Genomic DNA, 24399 nt, shown 5'->3' with positions numbered 1-24399 from the left:
GTTTTTTCGATAATTATGAAAAAAACAGATGAATATTTCGATTCAGAAGTAATTCTTAAAGATATAGAAAATAAAAAAGCTGAAAAGGAATACTTTTCAGCTTTTTTATGGGATTTTTAATAAGTTCTACTCAACAGTTTTATTTGTTTTGGTCAGGTCAAAATTTAAATTGGTATTCAATATAAATCCATTGTTGTTTTGAAAAACGTTTTGTCCGTTTATTTGTCTACCCAATTGTACGGTTTGATTAAGATAACCTCCCTCAATTCGTACATTTTTATTAAATCGGTAACCTAATAAAATTCCGATTCTGTTTTGGTCAAACACATTGACATTTACATTTTTTCCAAAACCAATAAAAATTTCATCGTAGAAAGCCAAATAAGGTGTTTTGTCCTTTATTTCTTTCCCTTTTAAAGGAACCTGAACTCTTATCATATATCTGATTCTGTTTAATAACGGAAATTCGTCTTCGGTTGTTTCTGCTAATGAACTGTAACGGCCTACGAATCTTTGTTCCAGCATAAATCGATGCGAAAAATCAACAATTCCTTCTTTATGACCAAGCTGTATCATCTCAAAAATTCGGTGTTCGGTAAAATCCCTGCCCATTCCATTTATCGGGATTTCGCCATACGGATAAGTTTCTATCCAGCCATACCCAACTCGAAATAATACTCTTGAGTTTAAGTTATAATTTATTCCAACGCGCAATAAACTTTGCTGCCATTCTGTAATAAATTCATTTCTACGCCATTGGTATTCGGTATGTATTCCAAATTTTTCGGATATTTTAAATGTTCCGAAAAAATTATACCATCCAATATTGTTATCGGTATGTATGCGATTGTTTTGGCCAATTGCCGATTGTAAACCACCAACGAAAAGGATGGTCCATAAATAATTCTTAATGTTCATTATTTTAAAAATTCAAGTGTTCCGTCTGTTAAATTATAAAACACGCCAACAATTTTAATTTCACCTTTATCTTCCATTTCTTTAAGAATAGGACTCTTTTTACGAATTTGATCGATAGTATAAATCACATTGTTTTCTGAAACGTGTTTTACAAATTTATCATTTTTAGACGTTTTTTCACCATTAAAATCCTGACTTATTGCTACAGCCGGTTTTATTTTTGAAAGCATAGCTGTAATGTTACCCAATTTTACATCATCAATTGCGCCTTTTATGGCTCCACAATGCTGGTGTCCCATTACTAAAACCAATTTTGCACCCGAAACTTTACAGGCAAATTCCATGCTGCCTAATAAATCTTCGTTTACGAAATTTCCTGCTACACGTCCAACAAAAATATCTCCTAACCCTTGGTCAAAAACATCTTCAACAGGAACACGACTGTCTACACAACTTAAAATAACTGCTTTTGGGTACTGACCTGGTGCCGATTTTCTTGCTTGTTTACTGTGATCACGCACAGTTGTTGTACCACTTTGAAAACGTTTATTTCCTTCTATAAATTCCTGTAAAATAGCATCAGGCGTAAGTCTGGTTTGCTCTTCTTTGGTCATTACATGAGAAATTACAGGTTTTATATCTTCTGCCGGATTAGAAATTAAATTTGATTCTTTCGTTTTTGTTGCGTTGTTGCAAGAAACCAAAAGCACAGCTGCGCATAGCATTACTATTGATTTAAGTTGATTCTCCATTTCTTTATTTTAAATTAAAATCTGCCTACTTTGTAAAACGGTGTTCGGCATTTCCGTTTATTATGTTTTGAATTTTATATAAAACAAGAAAAGAGACTGTTTCCCTACTTTGAAACAGCCTCTTAAATTTAAGTTGTGCTTTTAATTTTATGATTTTTCCCAAAATTCGCCTTCCATGAATCTGATCATCAGAAGATTGATGCTATTTGAATATGATATTGACTAGAATAAAATACAAATCACATTATTAAATGAGCTGTAGCAAATTACTGCTCATTTTTTTATTTAGAATTTCAATAAATGAAATTAACATTCGCAGGAGTTTAAATGACCTAATTGAGTTGTAGATTTGCAGTAATAATTAATAAAATGAAATTTTGCTTTTGCCTGGAATAGTGAATTATTATGTTGAAAAAATACAAATCAAATAAAATATATTATCAAAGTACCATTGCGTTGGCAGGACCTGTTGTTATTTCACAATTGGGGCATACTTTGGTACAAACCGTAGATACCATTATTATAGGCCATTATGCAGGAACCATATCGCTGGCAGCAGTTTCGTTGGTGCATTCTGTTTTTATGGTGATTTTAGTTATTGGCTTAGGAATTGCCTATGGGTTAACGCCTTTAATTGCACAGGAAAACGGGAAATCGAACTTTAAGGAATGTGCTAAACTTCTTTCCAACAGTTTGTGGCTTAATATAATTGCTGCAATCTTGCTTTTTATCGTTGTCTATTTTGGCTCCATGTTTGCCATGCAGCATGCCAATCAGGATCCGAATGTTGTAGAAACAGCAAAACCTTATTTACTTATTTTAAGTTTATCGATTTTTCCTTTAATGATTTTTCAGACATTTAAGCAATTTGCAGAAGGACTTGGTTTTACGAAACAAGCCATGAACATTACTATTTGGGGAAATTTGATTAACGTTGTTATCGCAGTTATTCTGGTAAAAGGAATGTTGGGTATTGAACCAATGGGAGTTAAAGGAGTAGGAGTTGCAACTTTAGTCGATAGGGTTTTAATGATGGTGGTAATGGCGTGGTACGTATTCAAATCACATAATTTTAAAGAGTACATGCTGCATTTTTCTGCAAAGTATATCAATTTTTCCAAAATCCTTGCGGTAGTAAAAATTGGATTGCCGGTTGCCATGCAATATGTATTTGAAATAGGAGCGTTTGCAGCTGCAGCTTTAATTGCAGGTCAATTAGGCGCAACAGAGCAGGCTGCTCATCAAACTGCTATAACACTTGCAGCAATGACTTACATGATGGCGGGAGGAATTGCCTCTGCAGCAACCATTAAAATTGGAAATAGTTTCGGAAATCAAAACTATATGAGGCTTCAGAAATTTGCGCATGCTTCTTATCATTTGGTGATTATATTCATGCTTTTCTTTGCCGTTATTTTTACGCTTTTCAATCAATATTTGCCTTTTTTAATCACAAGTGATGTAAATGTGGTAGCAATAGCTGCACAATTATTGTTAATTGCCGGAATATTTCAGCTGTTTGATGGTACTCAGGTCGTAGGATTAGGAACTTTGAGAGGAATGGGCGATGTCAATATTCCAACTTTTATCACTTTTATTGCTTATTGGATAATTGGTTTACCGTCGTGTTACATTCTGGGTATTTATTTCAATATTGGAATTCAGGGAATTTGGTATGGTTTAAGTTTAGGCTTGTTAACATCCTCTGTTTTGCTTTATTTAAGATTTAAATATGTGATAAATAAAGCCTTGAAAAAATAATCCTTAAATGTTCTATTATATTTAATATATCATAAAGTGTAATGCAATTCTTTTTGAGTGTGTTTTAATGCTCCAGAACTTTGATCAAAACTTTCAGCGACCGGGATATAGATATTAAAACTAACCCCTTTGTTTAAATTTCCATCAGCAAATATAATTCCGTTATGATTCTCTACAATTTTTTTGACGATAGCCAAACCAATTCCTGTTCCTAAATAATCCTCGCTATGATGAAGCCTTTGAAATATAACAAAAATATTTTCGTTGTATTCGGCTTCAAAACCAATTCCATTATCCCGAAAATTCAGGTGCCAGTAATCGCATATCTGCGGGCTGTGCGGCAGATTAAGAAGTCTGAAATCTTCATTTTTCAGAATACTGGATTGTATGGTAATTTGAGGTGGAATATCTGGTATTGAGAATTTTAGCGAGTTGCTCATTAAATTATAAATAAGCTGGCGAAATTGAAAAGTTATTACGTTTACCGGCATTAATCCGTTTATATTAAAAACCGCCTTTTTTTGCTGAATTATATCCGTAAGCTCTGATTTTACATCTTCAATAATATCCTGTAAATCGCTCATTTCATAATGATGATCGGTAGTGCTGACTCTTGAAAAGTCCATCAAATCCTCAATAAGCTGTCTCATTCTGGTTGCCGCGACATGCATGCGTTTCAAATTGTTTTTTCCGTCGTCTGTAATGTTATTCATTTCTTTTTCCATCAATATTGAAATGAAAATCTGAATTTTTCGAAGCGGTTCCTGAAGGTCATGACTTGAAATAAAATTGAAAGCAAGCAGTTCCTTATTTGCATTGAGCAGTTCAATAGCCCTTTTTTCTTTCTCAGCATTTTGAAATTCCAATTCCTGATTGACCAATAGTAATGCAGCAGTCTGAATTTTTAGTTTCTGCAGCAGGTCTTCTTTTTCAATTAATTCCTCAGCTTCTTTAAGCGCACGGCTTATCTTTTGCAGTAAGGATGAAAAATTATTTTTAGAGACATAATCTGTTACACCTTCTTTTATCAGCATTACAGCATTTTCTTCTCCAATGGTGCCGGAAATTATTATAAAAGGAATATTGAGGTTTTTGTCTTTTATAATTTTAAAGGCAGAAACAGCATCAAATGACGGAAGAGAATAGTCTGATAATATAATATCGGGTAAAAAGTTTTCAAGGGAATCTTCAAATGATATTCTTGATTCAACGATTTTTGAAACAAACGATAATCCTGATTTTGTTAAATGACGTACAAGTAAATCCGCATCAGCGGTATTATCCTCTAATATCAATATTTTAATATCTTCTTTTATGTGATATGGAATCATAATTTTAGATTAAATCGTTTGCTTTAAATTTATGTTGCAGGCTGGCTAAGAATCATCCAGTACATTCCCATTTCTTTTATGGCATTAAAAAAATTATTGCTGTCAACAGGCTTTACTATATAACTGTTGGCACCAAGGCTGTAGCATTTTGCTATATCAGGATCTTCCTGTGATGAGGTTAGTATAACCACCGGAATTGATTTAAGATTATCATCACTTTTTACTTTTTCCAATACCTGCATTCCTGACATTTTTGGCATTTTTAAGTCTAAAAGAAGAAGTTTTGGATATGCTTTTGGATTCCTTTCCGAATAAATATTTCTGCAGTATAAAAAATCGAGCGCTTCAGCTCCATCCTTCACATGCAGTAGTTTGTTTGTAAAACCACTTTTATTTAATGCGCGTATTGTTAACAAAGCATCTTCCATGCTGTCTTCAGCAAATAAAATTTCAATATCGTCGTAATTCATTTTTATATTTTTTAATTTTTAATATCAGGCAGGCTAAAATAAAATTTAGCGCCTGCGTCTAGTTTTGATTCGGCCCAAACAGTTCCGTGGTGACGGTTTACTATTTTTTGTACAATTGCCAGGCCAATTCCCGTTCCGGAAAATTCTTCCTGTGAATGAAGGCGTTGAAAAACACCAAACAATTTATCGTAATATTCCATATCAAAGCCAGCGCCCCAATCCTGTATGCTATAGATAATTTTATTGTTTTTTGATGTTGAAGTTATTTTAATACGGGTTTCAGGTTTATGTTTTGAATATTTTATTGCATTTGAAATTAAGTTTACCCATACCTGTTTAATAAGTGAGGGATCACCATTTGAAGGAGCAAGTTCATCAAGTTCAAATATTGGATTGTTTTCGTCTTTTTCTATCGCTATGTCGCTAATAACTCCGTTTACTAATGCTGTCATATTTATATTGGTAGAAGATACCTGTTTACGTCCTAATTTACTAAATGCCAGTAAGTCATCTATTAGTACTCCCATTTTATTGGAGTTTTTAATTATGGCATTAAACATGTTTTTCCCATCTTCATCAATTAAATCAATATGGTCTTCTATTAAAATTTGGGTATAACCATTAATGGCACGTATAGGAGCCCGAAGATCATGAGAAACAGAATAAGAGAAGGATTCCAGTTCTTCCTGGGCTTTTTTAAGCTCATCGTATGCAAGGGTTAGTTCTTTGCTTCGTTTTTCCTGATAAGCAAGTTCTCTGTTTTTTACAATCAATTCGGCTGCACGCTGTTGCTTTTCAACCTTTCTTTTTTCCTTCAGAATATTTTCTGCAGCCAGTTTTTTATTTGCAATGATCAATTCAGCGGCACGTTTTTCTTTTTCTTTGCTTTGTACGGCAAGTTCTTTATTGGCTACAATTAATTCCTTTGCTCTTTGTTCTTTTTGTTCGTTTTGAAATTTTAATTCTTTATTGGCAATTACCAGTTCAGCGGCACGTTTTTCTTTTTCTTCATTCTGAAAAGCAAGTTCTTTATTAGCGACAGCCAATTCAGAGGCGCGTTTTTCCTTTTCCTGTGCCTGTACCGCCAGCTGTAAAAATTGGTTTTTCGAAAGAGTAATGTCTGTAGCTAATTTTAAAATTTTATAAGGCTTACCCAAAATATCCAGGATGGGATTGTAACTTCCTAAAAGCCATATTAACTTTCCGTCTTTGGCCACCCTGATGAATTCATCTTTTTGATAAATCCCTTTTTTTAGGTTGCTCCAGAACAATTGATAGGCATTGGATTGTGAATATGCAGGATCAACTAAAAGACGATGATGTTTTCCTAACAGGTCGACTTCATTGTAACCCATAATTTCCAGAAATTTTTTATTTACACTAAGAATCTTACCGTCAAGATCAAACTCTATTGATGCATTTGATGTATCAATAGCATTAACATGATTGTTTAGCTGCTGTTCTTTTGCTTTTAGCAGTTCCTTAAGATTTTGGATTTCTACTGTTAGATTTTTGTTATTTTCAAAGGAAGTGTTTTGATCGTTTTCTTTTTCATGAAAAGCTATTTGATCTGAGAAAAGGACTGTTTCCTTTTTGTCATTTTTTTCTTGGATATTCATATAAAGCGAAGTTATATTTAGAAAAATAATGGCAATAATTTGCTGGAAAAGCACCTATATTTTAGTAATTATTAGAACAGATACCTAAAATAATTTTAGGATTATAAACGAATATAGCGAAATTAAGTGATTTAACACTTACTTATTTCCATTATTTATAGGATAAAGTAAGTACCGTAAAATAAAATGTAATAAACGATGCACCTTAACGGCTATTTTAATTAAATAGTTATTCTTTTTATTCCAAGATGAATGTATAGTTAAATTAAGTACCTTTCTCACAAATAAATATAAATGAATTTATGAATAAAGGCGGACCAATAATTATTATAGAAGATGACCAGGATGACCAGGAAATTCTGGGGTTGGTATTTAAGGAACTTAATTATAAGAACGAAATCATTTTTTTTGGTGATGGAGAATTGGCACTTGATTATTTAACTGCAACGGCGGTTGAGCCCTTTATTATTTTCTCAGACATTAATATGCCAAAATTAAACGGAATAGAGCTACGTTCAAAAGTTCACGAAAACGAAGATTTGAGAATGAAATCGATTCCATATTTATTTTTTAGTACTGGTGCCGAACAGCAGCATGTTGTTGAAGCTTATTCAAAATCTGTACAGGGTTTTTTTATAAAGCCTTCCGATTTTACAGAAATGAAAAACCTGATAAAAAATATTGTAGATTATTGGCATAAATGTGTTTCTCCAAATTATATAAAATAAATTGTTTTTCGATTTTCGCCTTTAATATTTAATCTGCATATCGGTGAAGTCAAGCAGAAAAGTTCAAAGCCTCTAAAAATGTTTTTGCATTTTTAGAGGCTTTTTTAATTAGTTTCTTCATATTTTTTTATTGAAGATTTTATCTTTAAAAAAAGAACATTTGAAGAGTAGGAAATATTCCAATAAATAGCCCTGATTTTTGCAGCTGATATCTAATACAACTCTTTTAAATAGGTAATTGCAACAAAAGAGATAGTTCTTTGATACAAAAGAATACCATGAAGTAATGAAATTTTTAATGAGGTTTGCAAATACAATTTTTATACACGGTAAACAGATAGAGGGATGTTTTTTTAATCTTTGAAATAAAATAATCTATTAAAAAATGATCGACTTTCATTTTAATATTAGTTTATCAAGATTACTAAATAACGCTTTTCTGTAAATCTACTTCTTTTATAATACTGTTTAAGCGCAGTTCAAAATAAGTAAGCATACCCGAGATAGAGATTAAATCTGCATTTTAAAATAATAATTCTATCCTATTAAAAAACAACCTAAAAAATGAAGAAACTCTTTTTACTAACCTGTATTGCTGTAATTTTTCAAAATGTTAATTCGCAAAACAAGGTTACGGAAATTACAATTGAGAAAACAGAAAATAAAACCATTATTAATAAACATATTTACGGTCATTTTGCAGAGCATCTGGGAAGATGTGTATATGGTGGTCTTTTTGTTGGAGAAAACAGTAATATCTCAAATACAAAAGGAGTTCGTAATGATATAATTAAGGCATTAAAAGAGCTAAAAGTACCTAATCTTCGCTGGCCTGGTGGATGTTTTGCCGATACCTATCACTGGAAAGACGGAATTGGACCCAAAAAAGACCGACCAAGTATTGTAAATCGTTGGTGGGGAGGAACTGTTGAAGACAATAGTTTTGGTACCCATGATTTTTTGGATATGTGCGAAGTTCTTGGGGCAGAGCCTTATTTGGCCGGAAACGTGGGGAGCGGTTCTCCTCGTGAATTAGAAGAATGGATTCAGTATGTAAATTACGAATCAGGTACTCCGATGTCTGATTTAAGAAAGAAAAACAACAGAGAAAAACCGTGGAAAGTTACTTTTTGGGGAGTAGGTAATGAAATGTGGGGATGTGGCGGAAACATGACAGCAGAATATTATTCTAATTTATATCGACAATTTGCCACTTTTATGCCCGATGCAAATGGTGCCGCCAAGCCATTCAGGATAGCCTCTGGTGCTAATGGAGAGGATTATCACTGGACAGAAGTTTTAATGCGCGATATTCCAAAGGGATTAATAGAAGCGGTTGCTTTACACTGGTATTCGGTTATAAATTGGGAAAAGAAAGGATCATCGATCAAATTTGATGAAAGTCAGTATTTTGAAACAATGCATTCAGCTCTTAAAATGGAAGAACTGGTTCAAAAGCATTCCGCTATCATGGACAAATACGATCCGGAAAAGAAAATTGCTTTGATAGTAGACGAGTGGGGAGGATGGTTTGATAGCGACGGAGGGAACGACGGAGGTATTTTATATCAGCAAAATACAATGCGGGATGCGATGATTGCAGGCGTAACATTGAATACATTTAATAATCATGCTGATAGGGTAAGAGGAGCAAATTTGGCTCAAATAGTCAATGTTTTACAGGCTGTTATCCTGACTAATAAAGAAAAAATGCTGCTTACTCCCACTTATCACGTAATGAAAATGTATAATGTACATCAGGATGCTCAACTAATTCCTTTAAAAATAGAGTCGCCAAAATACATTTTTGATAAAAAAGAATTACCGGCTGTTTCTATTTCAGCCTCAAAAGATAAAGCCAATTTAACTCATATTTCAATTGTGAATATTGATTTAAAAAATGAAAATAAAATTAGAATAGATTTAAAAGAACTGGGGATCAAAGATATTAAAGGATACGTATTGTCTTCATCAAAGGTTCAGGACTACAATACTTTTGAGGATCCAAACAAAATAGTTCCGGTTATTTTTAATAAATTTTCAATAAAAGCAGATAAATTAGAAGTAACAATTCCGCCTTTTTCTGTTGTGGTTCTGGAAGGAAAATAAACCAGCCAGCAAGTAAAAGAGACTACCTGTTACCTCTGGGAATAAGCTTGAGATAGATTGAATAAAACTTTTGCTATATTTGAATGTTAGCGACTAGTCAAAAGAAATCTAAACAAAAAGAAATATGGGAGTTTACCTTTGATAAAATTATAAAAGAAGAGCTTTCTTATGAATCGAATTCCATTAAATAAATCTAGATAAAGCACTCCTTATAAAATATTTTTTATTTTAAAAGGAGTTTTATTGATTTAATAAATGTACACTAATTAACCTAAAAATTAGCCGTTTACTGTATTTCCTCTTTGACCATTTTAATATGAAAAAAAATATAAGACAAATCTGCATACCTCTACTCGTACTATTTTGGATCGTTTCTTTCCAAAATATTATAGGGCAGCAGTCCTATGTTTTTCATCATTTAGAAACAACGCAAGGTCTTTCTAATAATAATGTAAAATCTTTTTTAAGAGATAGTTACGGTTTTCTTTGGATTGGTACTGAGTCTGGATTAAACAGATATGACGGATATGAATTTAAGGTTTACAAAATGCATTCAGGTGTATCTAATGCATTGTCATCAAACGATATACTTGAATTACAGGAAGATGGTCTCGGTAATATCTGGATAGACTTTGGATATTCTTATATGGTTTATAAAAGAGATAAAGATTCCTTTTCAGACCCAAAATTATTGTTGCTTAATCTGGGTATAGAGACAGATTTTAATCCTAAAGTTTTTGTCGATAAAAACCGTAATCTATGGGTGATAAACAAAAAGAAAATATTTTTTCACGATTTCAGGAAAAAGAAAACGGATGTATTCCAATTAAAAACAACTTTAGAAGGTGAACTTTCTATTGCAGATAGCGGTGAATTCCTGTACGCAATTCGGTATGATTCAGGGGTTTGTTTTAAGGTGAACAAAAAATCAGGGGTTGTGACATTTATAGAATTACCGGACAATATTAAACAAAATGCTATTAGCGCTCTCAATATAATTTATACAGACAGCAATAAAGGTTTGTGGATTTGTTCGGATAAAAGCGAACAGGTCTTTTACAAAAAGAATGCAGCTGAACCCTGGAAGCGATTTGAATTGGCTTCGGGATTAAGAACTCAGGCCAATCATATCACCAGTATTATCGAAAACCAACCGGGACAGATCTGGGTAGGAACAGACCACAAAGGATTGTTTATTTATGACAAAGGAAAAGATCGGTTTGAAAATCTCGTATCTGATCCATGGGTCGAGACAGGTCTGTCATCGAATACTGTAAAGTGTCTTTACAAAGACAACAACGAGACTATTTGGGTTGGATATACTAAAAAGGGATTATCCTATTGTCATGAAAGTTTTCGGAATTTTATCAATTTCAGACATCACCAATGTTCCGATATAATGTCTATAATGGAAGATCATCAGGGGAATATATGGTTAGGAACAGATGGAAACGGATTATATATAAAAGATAAAAAATCAGAAGCGGTCAGAAAACTCCCGGTTCCGGACATTGCCATAATATCAATTTTGGAAGACAGGAAGAATCGTGTTTGGATTGGTACCTATCAAAAAGGACTTTTTTGTTATGAAAATGGCAAAATGACCCAGTATACAACAAAGAACAGCAAATTAACCTATAATAGTATTTGGAATTTAAAAGAAGACCGCTACGGAAATATATGGATAGGACCACTGGGTGGAAAAATCCAGGTATTACCACAAGACTCGGATAGTTTTAATTCTGTGATTAATCCATTTGATGATATTGTCTATGCGCTGGATATGTTTTATGATGGTGGTGACAAAATGTATTTTGGAACTGTAAGTGGATTATTAGTAATTGATATTACCAATTACAAAAAGATTTCATATCATGGCAATAAGAGAGGAAATCAAGATTTCCCTCAGGTTCAAATTTCAAATGTCTATAAAGATAAACGCGGTTTGTTATGGTTAGGTAATAACGATGGACTGACTATTTGGAATCAAAAAAAGGATACCCTTTATTTTTTTAACAAAGAGAGTGGTTTGTGCGACAACTTAATTAAAGGCATAACAGAAGATAATTTCAATAATATTTGGGTACCAACAAGCAACGGACTTTCAATACTTACCGTGAGGCCAACCTCAAATGGAGATTTTACTTTTTCAAGTAAAAATTATTCCGTCAAAGATGGCCTTGCCAATAATTATTTTAATGACCGCGCTTTTTGCAAATTACAAAATAATGATATTGTCCTTGGTAATGTAGAAGGATATACGGTTTTGAACCCAAATAAGATGTATGAAAAAGATCAATCTACATCAAAAGTCATTTTTACTGAATTGACCGTAGGCAACAATACTATTCAGGTCGACTCTTATTACGATGGTCGCAAGCTGCTCGACCATTCAATGCAATTAACTTCGGAGTTAAATTTCAGGCATGATGATAAACTTATTTCCTTACAGTTTACTACAGGAAATTTACTGAATGCCGATAAGGTGAAATATGTTTATCAGATAAAAGGTTTTAATACACAATGGATACCAACCCAAAAAAATAAAATAGTAATATCTTCACTTCCAACAGGCAATTACAAACTTTTAATAAAAGCACGTAATAGTGATGGTGTCTGGAGCAATGTCCCGACAGAATTATCTATTAATGTAATGCCTCCTTTCTATTTTTCAATTTGGGCTTTTATTATATATGCTATTTTGATTATTGGTGCACTAATATTTTTTGTTCGTAAAACAAAAGAAAAACACCAAATAAAACTGGAGCAGCATCGTATACAGATGGATCATGAGAAAGAAATGCATATTAATGAGATCAAGTTAAGGTTTTTTACCAATATTAGTCATGATTTGCGTACACCACTAACGCTCATTATTACTCCTTTGCAGATTTTATTGAATGATGCAACGAGTGAAAGTATGAGAAAAAAAATAAGTGTTATGTATAAAAATGCACAACAGCTTATGACATTAATAAACTCACTGCTTGATTTTCATAAACTGGATGTTGGAGTCGAGAGACTGAATTTAAAATCGGACGATTTTGTTCGTTTTATTAATGAAATTTACCTTTTATTTTGTGTTTATGCAGAAGAGCGTAATATTAATTTGCTGTTATTGAGTGATATTGAAAGTTTAGAAATGTCCTTTGATCGTGATAAGATTCAGAAAATATTTTCAAATTTACTTTCAAATGCATTCAAATATACTTTAGACGGAGGTACCATAAAAATCCATATAAAAAAAGCCGGAGATAATGTTTATGTCAGCATTTCTGATACGGGCCGTGGTATTAGTAATAAAGAAAAAGAACATATTTTTGAACGTTTTTATCAGGCTCAGCAAGAAGAGGAGAAAACAGGAACAGGTATAGGATTGCATATTGTAGCCGAATATATTAATCTTCATGGAGGAACAGTAAATGTTACAGATAATGTTCCGCAGGGTAGTATTTTTACTTTCCAGATTCCAATTAGAATGGAAGATTTAAATATGGACGAAGAAAATTTACCGGAAAATATTCTGGAAGAATTTACTGTTGAGCAAGACGAAGAAGCTTTTGCGATTACAAATAAAAAAATACTATTATTTGTAGATGACAATAATGATTTTTGTGAATTTATTAAAGATAATCTTGAAGATACCTATACCGTAATAACGGCTAATAATGGAGAAGAAGCATTGCAATTACTGCAAAAGTTTAATGTGACCATTATTGTCAGCGATGTAATGATGCCCGTTATGAATGGAATAGAACTTTGCAAAAAGATCAAAACAAATATCCATTGGTCTCATATCCCCGTTATTCTACTAACAGCGCGTACTGCTGAAGAGCATATAGTTGAAGGTCTGGAACTTGGTGCAGATGATTATATAACCAAACCTTTTAATTTTAATTTGCTAAAATTACGCATTCAAAAATTTGTAGAATGGACAGAGAAAAGTCATGTCTCGTTTAGCCAGAAGTTAGATGTTTCTCCTTCAGAAATTACAATTACTTCATTGGATGAAGCGCTAATTGCAAAAGCTATTAAAATTGTAGAAGAACATATAAGTGATATTGAGTTTTCTGTTGAATCACTTAGTATAGCTTTGGGTCTAAGCCGTGGTCATTTATACAAAAAATTGGTTGCCATTACCGGAAAAGGTCCAATTGAATTTATTCGAACGATACGATTGAAACGCGGACGCCAGCTTCTCGAAAAAAGCCAAATGCAAATTGCAGAAATAGCTTATGAAGTAGGATTTAATTCGCCGAAAAGATTTGCGAAGTACTTTAAGGAAGAATTTGGTTTTTTACCTTCTGAATATTTACGCATTTATAAACAACAACAATAGTTAGCTGTTGAGATAAATTATTAAATGCCTAAAAATTTGAATAGCCTCCTGCTTGAGCTGGAGGTCAACCAAATTACATTACATTGAAGGCTTTAGCCAAATAAGCGTAAGTTTAAACATCTTTACAGAAATTTGGCTAAAGCCATTCTTTTGCTTTCTACTTCGACTATTCAATTTGTAAAGAAAACAAAGGTCAATGAATTACACTATTTCAAAATCTTATTGATATACTTCCATAAAATTTCAAATTGATTTATAAATGCATTTGACAGTATAGGTTTTTCATTTAATACAATTGATGCACTCTTGGGATACAAAGGGAAACGTCGTATAGCCTTGTTTTCTTGTTATTTTGTTTGTTAAGAAATCATTTTATTAACTATTGACCAAATTTTTAAATTATGAGAAAAAAATTACTCATTGTTTTTGGCTGTTTATTTACTGAAGCCTGTTTGCAAAATCAAGTAATTTCTATTCTCAACTTACTCTTTTTTATACTATGAAAAAAAAAATCAGGCTCATTTTTGCCTTTCTTGTTTTGCTTGTTCATGCCGTTACTTTGGCGCAAGCCCAAAATCCAATAATTTTTGCTGATGTGCCTGATATGTCTATGATCAGGGTTGGTGCAACTTATTATATGAGCAGTACAACAATGCACATGAATCCGGGTGTGCCCATTATGAAATCTACAGATCTTGTCAATTGGAAAATCATCCACTATGCTTATGATACTTTGGCAGACTTGCCGGCGTTAAATTTAACAGAAGGAAAAAATATCTATAGCAGAGGTTCTTGGGCAAGTAGTTTGCGTTACCACAATGGTATGTATTATGTAACCACTTTTGCACATGACATACCAGGTGAAACTTATATTTTTAAAACAAAGGATATAGAAAAAGGAAACTGGAAAAGAGTTTCTTTTAAACCATCCTTCCACGACCATTCCTTATTTTTTGATGATGATGGCAAGGTATATTTAATTTATGGCGCAGACAGACTGAAAATTGTTGAATTAAATGACGATCTGACAGGAGTTAAACAAGACGTTCCGGAGAGAGTGCTCATCGAAAATGCCAGCGCACCAACAGGAAAAGAAGTAGGCCTTGGAGCTGAAGGATCTCAATTATTTAAAGTAAAGGGGAAATATTATCTATTTAATATTTGCGCGCCACACGGTGAAATGCGAACTGTAATTATACACAGGGCAGATAATATCAACGGTCCCTGGGAAGGAAAAGTTGGCTTACAGGATAGAGGAATTGCTCAGGGCGGATTGATAGACACTCCCGATGGACGTTGGTTCTCTTATCTTTTCCGGGATTATGCTGCTGTTGGCCGAGTTCCTTACCTCGTTCCTGTTAAGTGGGAGGATGGTTGGCCTGTATTAGGAGAAAACGGAAAAGTCCCGCAAACATTAGAGTTGCCAGCCAGTAAAGGTTTGATTCCAGATTTGGTTGCTTCTGATGAATTCAACCGAAAAAAAGAACAAGCGGCACTGCCTTTAGTATGGCAATGGAATCATAATCCGGATAATGCGCTGTGGTCTGTAACGGAAAGAAAAGGATTCCTGCGTCTCAAAACAGGAAGAATCGATACTGATTTTCTTCAGGCAAGAAACACACTTACACAACGCACTATTGGTCCAACCAGCTCAGCTTCTGTCGCTCTGGATGTTTCCAAAATGAAAGAGGGCGATTTTGCCGGATTATCAGCTTTCCAAAAAGAGTATGGATCAGTGGGGGTTAAAATTGACGGGGGTCAAAAGTCGATAGTAATGATCATTACTGACAATGATAAGCCTGTTGAAGTACAGCGAATTCCATTGGATCAAGACCAAATTTACTTCAGAATTGATTGCGATTTTACGGGTATGAACGATGAAGCTGATAGTCTTTACACTCTTAATGGGAAAGATGAAGCTAGTTTCTTTTACAGTCTTGATGGAAAAGTTTGGAAACCGATAGGTCGACCTTTAAAAATGAAATATACCATTCCGCATTTTATGGGCTATCGCTTTAGCTTGTTTAATTATGCCACAAAAGAAATAGGCGGTTATGCTGATTTTGATTGGTTTAGAATTAAAAACTAAAATAAACCATCAATAACTATCCAACCGAACAGAGAATTTGTATTAACGAAATAACTAAAATGAAACATACCTATAAACTTATAGCGACACTTATAACAATCTTAAATTGTTCCATTGGTGAAGCGCAAAATCCTATTGTGCAAACCAATTATACGGCAGATCCGGCACCAATGGTACATAACGGCACAGTGTATTTGTATACAAGCCATGATGAAGACGATGCCAACGCCGATGGCAAGGGTTTTAAAATGCTCAATTGGTCGCTTTACACCTCTACCGACATGGTCAATTGGACAGATAATGGAACAGTTGCTTCTCTAAAGGATTTTAGTTGGGCAAAGCAGGATAATGGTGCCTGGGCAGTGCAGTGTATTGAACGAAATGGTAAATTTTATTTATACTGTCCCATGCATGGCGGAAATATAGGAGTTTTGGTTTCAGATAGTCCTTATGGTCCATTTAAAGACCCTATTGGCAAGAAACTTATCGATCATCATCCCTGGAACGATATCGATCCCACTCCCTTTATTGATAAGGATGGGCAGGCGTATTTGTATTGGGGAAATCCCGGCTTGTATTACGTAAAACTGAATAAAGACATGATATCCACTTCGGGCGAAGTGAAACAAATGCCCAACACTCTCGAATCTTTTGGAAAACGCGAAGGAGAAAAAAATGATGAAAGACCTACTACTTATGAGGAAGGGCCGTGGCTGTATAAACGCAATAGTCTGTATTATTTATTTTTTGCCGCAGGGCCAATATCGGAACATATTGGTTATTCGACCAGTAAAAGTATAACAGGTCCCTGGAAATATCAGGGTATTGTCATGCCTACACAAGGAAATTCTTTTACCAATCATCCCGGTGTAATTGATTTTAAGGGGCAATCCTATCTTTTCTATCACAATGGTGCATTGCCCGGAGGCGGCGGTTTTACCCGTTCAGTTTGTGTAGAAGAAATCCAGTTTAATAAAGATGGTTCGGTCGTGCAAATGAATATGACAGAAGGTGTTAAACAAAGTTTAAGTCCATTAAATCCTTATAGCAAAACTGAAGCAGAAACCATTGCCTGGTCGGAAGGGGTGAAATCAATGAAAGATAATGAAGCTGGCGTTTTTATTACGGCAAAATACAATGGCGCTTTTGCAAAAGTAAGAGAGGTTAATTTCGGTAAAAAAGGCGCTTCAAAATTCACTGCAAGAATTGGCACAACGCACGGTGAAAATGTTTCAATGGAAATACGATTGGATACTAAAGACGGGGAGTTACTAGGAACCGTAAATGTACCAATGACCGAAGGCAATGACAAATGGGTATTGCAAACAATTGATGTTAAAAAAGTTTCAGGAATTCACGATTTGTATTTTGTTTTTAAAGGAAAAGCCAAAACCGATATACTGTATTTTGATTATTGGAAATTCTTAAAATAATTTTTTATAAAAAAAGCAATCTGTTAAAACACAATATTCATTTCGATTTCTATAATAAACCAAATCTTTTTCAGGAGCTAATCCTTCTATTACATTAGATTAAGGCTTTAGCCGCCAATAAGCTGCAAGTTTAAACATCTTTGCAGAAATTTGGCTAAAGCCATTTTTTTTACTTTCTACTTCGACCTCCAGCTAAAGCAGGAGACTATCCAATTTACTTGGGAGAAATCTCATGAGAAACCCGATAAAGATTAGATTCTCGTGAGTTACTTGTGGAATCCTCTGAAATGACAAATCTTTGCTATTTTACGCCTTTGTGAGAGATTTATTCACATATAGATAAACATATCTCGAAAGCTACCGCTACGACTAATCTGATAGCAAATAAAAGCATCCTTCGTTTGTAATAATCTACATTCCTTATAACTGCCCTTTCCTCAAAAATAAGATGATTTTGTATTTACTACAAAGAATTATCGAGTGTGAATTTAATGTTAAATAGAGGTCTTTATCCAGAATTCATATAAAAGTACCTGGTTGTTAAAATGATAATTTATTACCATAATAAATATTAAAACGTAATAAATAAAGGTTATTTTTTATTGTAAATATAATTTTTGCAACAATTGATACCGTTTTTTGATACAAAACGAGCCGTCGTTTAGGTTTTCATTATTGTTAATTTGTTCCTAATAGATCGAAAATGTATCCAATGAAATAGTAATGAGATTATTTCAGTCTAATGCATTTTGTATGTACAAATAACCACTTTTAACTAACTAACCAAACAAATTTAATTATGAATGAAAAGCATGTAATTCAATGCTTTGTAAAAGCAAAGAAACTCTTAAAAAAATATACCTTACTGGTTCTGCTTTTTTCTTTTAGCCTGGCATCAGCTCAAAATTCTGATATAAAAGTTACAGGTACTGTATTAGATGAGCCAGATAAAAAACCAATTTTCGGTGTCATTATTAGCCTCAAAGGAACCAAAACGGGTGTATCTACCGATGTTGACGGTTCATTTTCTATTAATGCTAAAGTCGGAGAAACTCTTGTTGTGAGTTATCTGGGCTATATAAGTCAGGAAATAAAAATTACAGGCAATCACTTAAAAATTAGCCTTAAAGAAGATCGAAAAGCACTAGACGAAGTAGTTGTAATTGGCTATGGTAAGGCAAAAAGGAAAGATCTTACCGGAGCAATATCTTCGATATCGGGAGAAGAGATGATGAAAACGCGTCCCACAACAATTGATCAGGCTTTGCAGGGTAAAGTTGCCGGGGTTGTAGTGCAGCAAACTTCCGGTCAACCGGGAGGAGGAGTTAATATACAAATACGAGGTTTGTCTTCTTTTGGTGGCAGCTCTCCCTTATATGTAATTGATGGTGTTATAATTGGTCAAAGTTATGGTGGAGCAAATGGTACAAACCCATTATCCACAATTAACCCTTCGGATATTCAGTCTATAGATGTATTAAAAGATGCATCAGCAACAGCCATTTATGGTTCTCAGGCCACTAATGGTGTAATTGTTATTACAACTAAAAGAGGAAAAGAAGGAGCTCCAAAAATCACTTATGAATTTTCAACCGGATACCAAGAGCTGATTAAGCAATATCCAACTATGAATTTAAGAGAATATGCCACGTTTATTAACGACAGGGCTGCAGTTTGGGGCTTTGATGAAAGAGCGGAATTTGCTAACCCACAGTATTTAGGTGAGGGTACAAACTGGCAGGATGAATTATTCAGAAAGGCTCCTGTAGTAAGTCATATGCTAACTTTAAGCGGCGGTAATGACAAAACGCAGTATTTATTGTCCGGATCTTTATTTAATCAGGAAGGTATAGCACTGGGATCAAAGTTTACAAGAGCTTCGATACGATTAAATTTAGACAACAAAACTACAGACTGGCTAAAAATAGGGACTAGTTTACAGTTAACCCATATTGATGAAAATGTAAATTCAACAGGTTCAAATGTTATTGCAGAGGCATTAAGCCAGACACCGGATATCCCTGTAAGAAATCCTGATGGTAGTTATGCAGGAGAAGAAAGCAGTGAAGGATGGATTAATAAACGTGTAAATCCTTATGCTCTTGCCCTTACAAATGTAAATACTCCCAAAAGAAATCAGCTGTTTGCTAATTTTTATGCAGATATAGCATTTACAAAGGATTTATCCTTTAGAAATGAAGTGTCAGGGAATTTTTCCTTTAGAACAGAAGACCGATTTAACCCTACATACAAGTTTGGGTTAGCCGAGAGATTAGTAAATGATGCCTATTATTCCTATAGTCAGGACTATTTTACCACTTTTAGAAGCTTCTTAACCTATGCTAAAGTATTTAAAAGCAAATATAATGTGAACATACTGGCAGGACATGAGGCACAGTTGTCCCAGTTTGAAAATGTTTCCGCAGCAAGAAAAAATTTCATTTCAAACAGTGTTACTAATATAGGAAGCGGTGATCCGGCAACAGCAACCAATGATGGAACCCGCGGAGAGAATGCACAGGAATCTTATTTCGGGCGTGTTAATTTTATTTATGATGATAAATATTTGTTTACCGTTAATGCTCGTGCAGATGGTTCTTCGAGATTTGCGCCGGAAAATCGCTGGGTAACCACTTATTCAGGAGCATTTGCATGGAAATTAAATAATGAGAAATTTTTAAAAGACTCAAAAATTGTCAATGAATTAAAGTTAAGAATGGGTTATGGTTCGACCAATAATCAAAATGTTAGAGATAATGCTTATATAACCACATTAAAGACAACATCAACTGCTCTGGCTGGTAATGCACAAATTATTAATAATCTGGGAAACCCTGAAGTTTCATGGGAAAAAACAGAATATAGTAATGTTGGAATCGATGCAGCACTTTTCGGTTGGAAACTTAATTTTTCTGTTGATGTTTATAATCGTCTCACAGATGGACTTTTACTGCAAATTCCTTTGCCATTGTATTCCGGAACAATTGGAGGATCAGGAATAATTAACCCTCCGTTTGTAAATGTTGGGGTCGTTAGAAACAGAGGAATAGACCTTCATTTGAGTTCAAGAAATATAATCGGAAAAGGAGATGAATTTAACTGGACTACCGATTTTACTTTATCACATAACAAAAATAAGGTACTGAAAATAAATACTGACGGAGCTTCTTTGCTTGGAAAATATAATGGTAATGAAGTAGTTGCAGAAACGAAGGTAGGCGGGTCTATTGGTGATTTTTACGGCTATAAAGTAGATGGGATATTTGCAACTGCGAAGGATTTTGAAACGCACGCTTTGCCTACAGATACAAATGGGGCGGTTTTACCAATTTCGCCAAACCCTGGTGGTGTATGGTATGGAGACATGAAATTTAAAGACTTAAATGGTGATGGTGTAATTACAGAAAAGGACAGAACTTATTTAGGCTCTCCTATTCCGGATTATCAATTAGGCCTTGGTAATACTTTTACTTATAAAGGTTTTGACCTGAATATTTTCTTTAGTGCCAATATGGGTAATGAAGTAATAAACGGATTGAGAATTACCGGAGAAAATCCTTCGACACAATTTGGTTTCCTAAAATCATTAAATGATCATGCCGATTTAGCTTTAATTGATCCAAATGGTTCAGCTTCAGATGTTAATAATGTATACGTTACCAATCCAAACACTACAATCGTAGGACTTAAAAATAACGATAGCAACAGAAATCATCGTTTCTCTGACAAGTACGTGGAGAACGGATCTTTTCTTAGATGTAAAAATATGACTTTGGGCTATACAATGCCAGATAAGTGGATGCAAAAAATACATCTGGCTTCTTTACGCATATATGTTAATGTCAGTAATCCTTTTGTTATTACAAATTATAAGGGAATGGATCCGGAAGTAGGTTCATGGAATCCGTTAGAAGCAGGAATAGATTATGGTTTTTATCCACAAGCCCGAACATTTACTTTGGGAATTAATGTAGGGTTAACTAAATAAAATTAAACTTAATAAAGAGATAGATATGAAGTCAATTTATAAAATAACTGTTTCAACCCTTTTGGGAATACTGGTTTTGGCTGGTTGCCAGGATGATTTTCTGGATCGCCCTATTCAGTCGGAAATAAGCACTGGAAATTTTTATCAGACAAAACAAGAAATCAGGTTAGCCACGGCGGCACTTTATAGCAGAGTTTGGGCACAATGGAATAATCTTGCCTACATTCCATTGGGAGATATATTAAGCGGAAACCTTGTTATACCGTGGCAGGGTGCAGATCTGGTACAGCTTAATACTTTTACCCTTTCAGGATCAAATCAGCGTTTAACAGACGGCTGGACAGGATTGTATACTATAGTGGCACACTGTAATGGTACAATTAAAGGTATTAATGAAAATACACCGGCAACAGTTGCTGTCGCAGATAAAAATGCCGGATTAGCAGAAGCAAGATTTATACGCGCCATGGCATATTATCATCTTGTAATGTTGTGGGGAGAAGTGCCTATTATTGAGGACAATACGAAGTTGATAAAATCACCTTTGATTAATAAAAACAGAGCAGCAGATGTATACCGATTTATTACAGAAGATTTAACTTTTGCTGCCGAGAATCTTCGTGCAACTGATGAGAAAGGCAGACTTACCAGCTGGTCAGCAAAGGGAATGTTAAGTAAAGTGTATTTAACTATGTCCGGATTAGGAGAGCTTGGAGGTAATCGTAATCAGGAATATTTAAACAAGGCAAAACTGTATGCACAAGATGTAATCGAAAACAGTGGTTTAACTTTACTTCCAAGTTATCCAGATCTTTTTAAAACACAATTCAATGATAATTCAGAATCATTATTTGCACTGCAATGGTCTGTTACTAGTGGCTGGATGGAAGGCAATCAATTATTGACCTATTCGCCGAGTAAAGATATTAATCCTCAAAAAGATGGCGCATGGGGAGCTCCGTCACCTAGTTATGATCTGTATATAGCTTATGCTAAACAGGATTCTATAAGACGTAAAGCGACTTTTATGCTGACTGGAGATCACTATCCGGAATTGAACGCTGCTGGTGGTGGTTATACCGCCGAGGGACCGGGTATGAAGAAACATATTATTGGTAACGAGGCAGATAACAATTCTCCTGCAATGACATTTTTAGGTTCCATACAGCATAATGCATTATTAAGACTGGCAGATATTTATTTAATATATGCTGAGGCTATCCTTGGTAATAATGCCACTACAAGTGATGCTAATGCATTATTATATTTTAATAAGGTAAGAACAAGAGCAGGTGTTGATCCGGTAACTGTACTTAATACAGATATTATCCTGAATGAGAGAAGGCTGGAATTTGCTTGCGAAGGACAATATTGGTTTGATCTGGTAAGACTATCTTACTACAATCCTCAAAAAGCAGTTGGTCTTCTTAGTAATCAGCAAAGAGTAAGATTTGAATATAATACTGATACTGAGGTAGCTACACCTACTGATCCTATTGGCCCTATTTCTCCTGCTACCTTCGCCACTTTTACTTTACAGCTGCCTGCAGTTGAGGTGATTGCTAATCCTAAATTGAACGAACCATCAGTACCTTATTATGAATAGTGATAAAAAATATATAAACATGAAAAATGTATTAAATAAACCTCTTAAATATTTGCTTTTTTTAAGCATGATGCTGATTATTATAATGTTAACGTCCTGTAATAATGAAGATGACTCAAATGGTGCACCTGTTATTACAGAGGTGAGGAATTATGCGGCGGCTCCTAATGATACTCTTGTAAATAAATTGGTGCCTGGTCAGTGGGTAGTTTTAAAAGGATCAAATTTTAAAAATGCAGTTAAAATCGCTTTCAATGGTGTATCAATTCCATTCGATGTTGGACTGTTTTCAGATGAGTACGCTGTTGTACAGCTGCCGTATGTAATTCCATTTCCTTCAGTTCCTGAAAATCAATTAAATACTATTGAAGTGGCTACTGCCGGAGGTTCTACAATTTTTAATATTGATATCGTTGCCGGACCACCTTCGCTTGCTGCTATTTCAAACGAAAACCCGGTTGAAGGTGAGATTGTTACTGTATTTGGAACCAATTTATTCCTTATAAGCGAGCTTAGTTTTGGAGGGGTAGCAATAACCGATTATGTAACAAAAGATGATGGAACTGCAATTAGCTTTCCGGTTTCTACTACTACAAGCGGACCCTTAAAAATAATTACAGCATCAGGTGAAATTCTAACAACATTTAATGTTAATGATCTTACAACAGGCGTGCTTTGTAATTTTGATACTATTGGCAGCATGGCATGGGGTACATCGACTAGCGATAATGATCCCGCTTTTCCGGGTAACCATGGATGGTATCCTATTTTAGATACTCCTATTCTTAATGCTGGTGATGGAGCCTGGTGGGGAGGCGGTCGAAGCATTAACATCGAAAATGGATCAGAATGGGTTTCAGCAGCTGATTTAGATTTAGATATAGATCAATTTGCACTTAAGTTTGAACTTAATGTTCCCGGAGATTGGAATGGCATATCAATGTTTATTGTTAGAGATTACAATTGGGATTTTTTAGCGCGTTTTGAGCCATGGAAACTTTCAGGAACTAAAACAGCTAATTTCACTACAAAAGGAAAATGGGTAACAGTAACAATTCCATTGACTGAATTCCGCACAAAAAAGGATGGTATAGACGGTACGGGTAATTCTGCAACAAGTCTTTCAGAATTATTTGGTTCAAAAAAGAAGACTATAAATTTCTTTGCGGTCAATACCTCTGACAAAGCAAGTACAACAGGTTTTCGTGCAGGGATTGATAATATCAGGATTGTGAAAATCAAATAATAAAAATCTT

The 24399-nt window shown here is 34.3% G+C and carries 14 protein-coding genes; 9 read left to right on the top strand and 5 right to left on the bottom strand.

What is annotated here, in order from left to right; all coding sequences use genetic code 11:
• Nucleotides 1-126: 126 nt before the first annotated feature.
• Both RT99_RS00895 and RT99_RS00890 read right to left on the bottom strand, forming a co-directional pair.
• Nucleotides 127-918, bottom strand: a complete 792-nt coding sequence (locus tag RT99_RS00895; RefSeq protein ID WP_042562816.1) for a DUF2490 domain-containing protein — start codon at nt 916-918, stop codon at nt 127-129.
• Entirely contained in the window at nt 918-1670 is a 753-nt protein-coding gene (locus RT99_RS00890; RefSeq protein ID WP_042562815.1) for a carbonic anhydrase family protein, read from the bottom strand. Before RT99_RS00890 ends, RT99_RS00895 begins: the two co-directional genes overlap by 1 nt.
• A gap of 405 nt (nt 1671-2075) precedes the next feature.
• Here RT99_RS00890 and RT99_RS00885 point away from each other — a divergent pair, with 405 nt between their 5' ends.
• Nucleotides 2076-3431, top strand: a complete 1356-nt coding sequence (locus tag RT99_RS00885) for an MATE family efflux transporter (protein WP_042562814.1) — start codon at nt 2076-2078, stop codon at nt 3429-3431.
• A 29-nt stretch (nt 3432-3460) separates the two neighbouring features.
• Here the strand turns inward: RT99_RS00885 and RT99_RS24550 are convergent, their stop codons facing one another.
• From RT99_RS24550 to RT99_RS24905, 3 genes are read right to left on the bottom strand one after another with little or no spacing between them, the layout of a single operon-like run.
• Nucleotides 3461-4762 carry a hybrid sensor histidine kinase/response regulator gene (locus tag RT99_RS24550; protein ID WP_052483486.1) on the bottom strand — a complete coding sequence of 434 codons (1302 nt, stop codon included), beginning with the start codon at nt 4760-4762 and terminating at the stop codon, nt 3461-3463.
• Nucleotides 4763-4791: 29 nt separating this feature from the next.
• Nucleotides 4792-5232 (bottom strand): response regulator, encoded by a 441-nt coding sequence (locus RT99_RS00875; protein WP_042562813.1) that lies wholly within the window; start codon nt 5230-5232, stop codon nt 4792-4794.
• Nucleotides 5233-5243: 11 nt separating this feature from the next.
• The gene (locus RT99_RS24905) at nt 5244-6851 is read right to left on the bottom strand and encodes an ATP-binding protein (protein WP_082036898.1); all 1608 of its coding nucleotides are present in this window, start codon (nt 6849-6851) and stop codon (nt 5244-5246) included.
• Nucleotides 6852-7153: 302 nt separating this feature from the next.
• On the opposite strand from RT99_RS24905, the gene RT99_RS00865 reads away from it, so the two are divergent.
• From RT99_RS00865 to RT99_RS00830, 8 genes are all read left to right on the top strand, one after another.
• Nucleotides 7154-7579, top strand: coding sequence for a response regulator (locus RT99_RS00865; RefSeq protein ID WP_042562812.1), 426 nt, complete (start codon nt 7154-7156; stop codon nt 7577-7579).
• 564 nt (nt 7580-8143) lie between these two features.
• Nucleotides 8144-9688 (top strand): alpha-N-arabinofuranosidase, encoded by a 1545-nt coding sequence (locus RT99_RS00860; protein WP_042562811.1) that lies wholly within the window; start codon nt 8144-8146, stop codon nt 9686-9688.
• Between the two features lie 316 nt (nt 9689-10004).
• On the top strand, nt 10005-14027 hold the full coding sequence (locus RT99_RS00855) for a two-component regulator propeller domain-containing protein (protein ID WP_042562810.1): 4023 nt from the start codon (nt 10005-10007) through the stop codon (nt 14025-14027).
• Nucleotides 14028-14526: 499 nt separating this feature from the next.
• Nucleotides 14527-16116 carry a glycoside hydrolase 43 family protein gene (locus RT99_RS00850; protein ID WP_042562809.1) on the top strand — a complete coding sequence of 530 codons (1590 nt, stop codon included), beginning with the start codon at nt 14527-14529 and terminating at the stop codon, nt 16114-16116.
• Between the two features lie 59 nt (nt 16117-16175).
• Nucleotides 16176-17549 carry a glycoside hydrolase family 43 protein gene (locus tag RT99_RS00845; RefSeq protein WP_042562808.1) on the top strand — a complete coding sequence of 458 codons (1374 nt, stop codon included), beginning with the start codon at nt 16176-16178 and terminating at the stop codon, nt 17547-17549.
• Nucleotides 17550-18348: 799 nt separating this feature from the next.
• A complete protein-coding gene (locus tag RT99_RS00840) occupies nt 18349-21537 on the top strand; it encodes a TonB-dependent receptor (protein WP_052483484.1) in 3189 nt (1062 codons plus the stop codon).
• 25 nt (nt 21538-21562) lie between these two features.
• Entirely contained in the window at nt 21563-23143 is a 1581-nt protein-coding gene (locus RT99_RS00835; RefSeq protein WP_042562807.1) for a RagB/SusD family nutrient uptake outer membrane protein, read from the top strand.
• A 19-nt stretch (nt 23144-23162) separates the two neighbouring features.
• Complete coding sequence (locus tag RT99_RS00830) at nt 23163-24389, top strand: glycan-binding surface protein (protein ID WP_131494890.1); 1227 nt, start codon at nt 23163-23165, stop codon at nt 24387-24389.
• Nucleotides 24390-24399: the final 10 nt, after the last annotated feature.

This window comes from Flavobacterium sp. MEB061, from assembly GCF_000834715.1.
In the GTDB taxonomy this organism is placed as follows: Bacteria; Bacteroidota; Bacteroidia; order Flavobacteriales; family Flavobacteriaceae; genus Flavobacterium; species Flavobacterium pectinovorum.
This window is presented reverse-complemented; position numbering and strand designations above follow the sequence as displayed.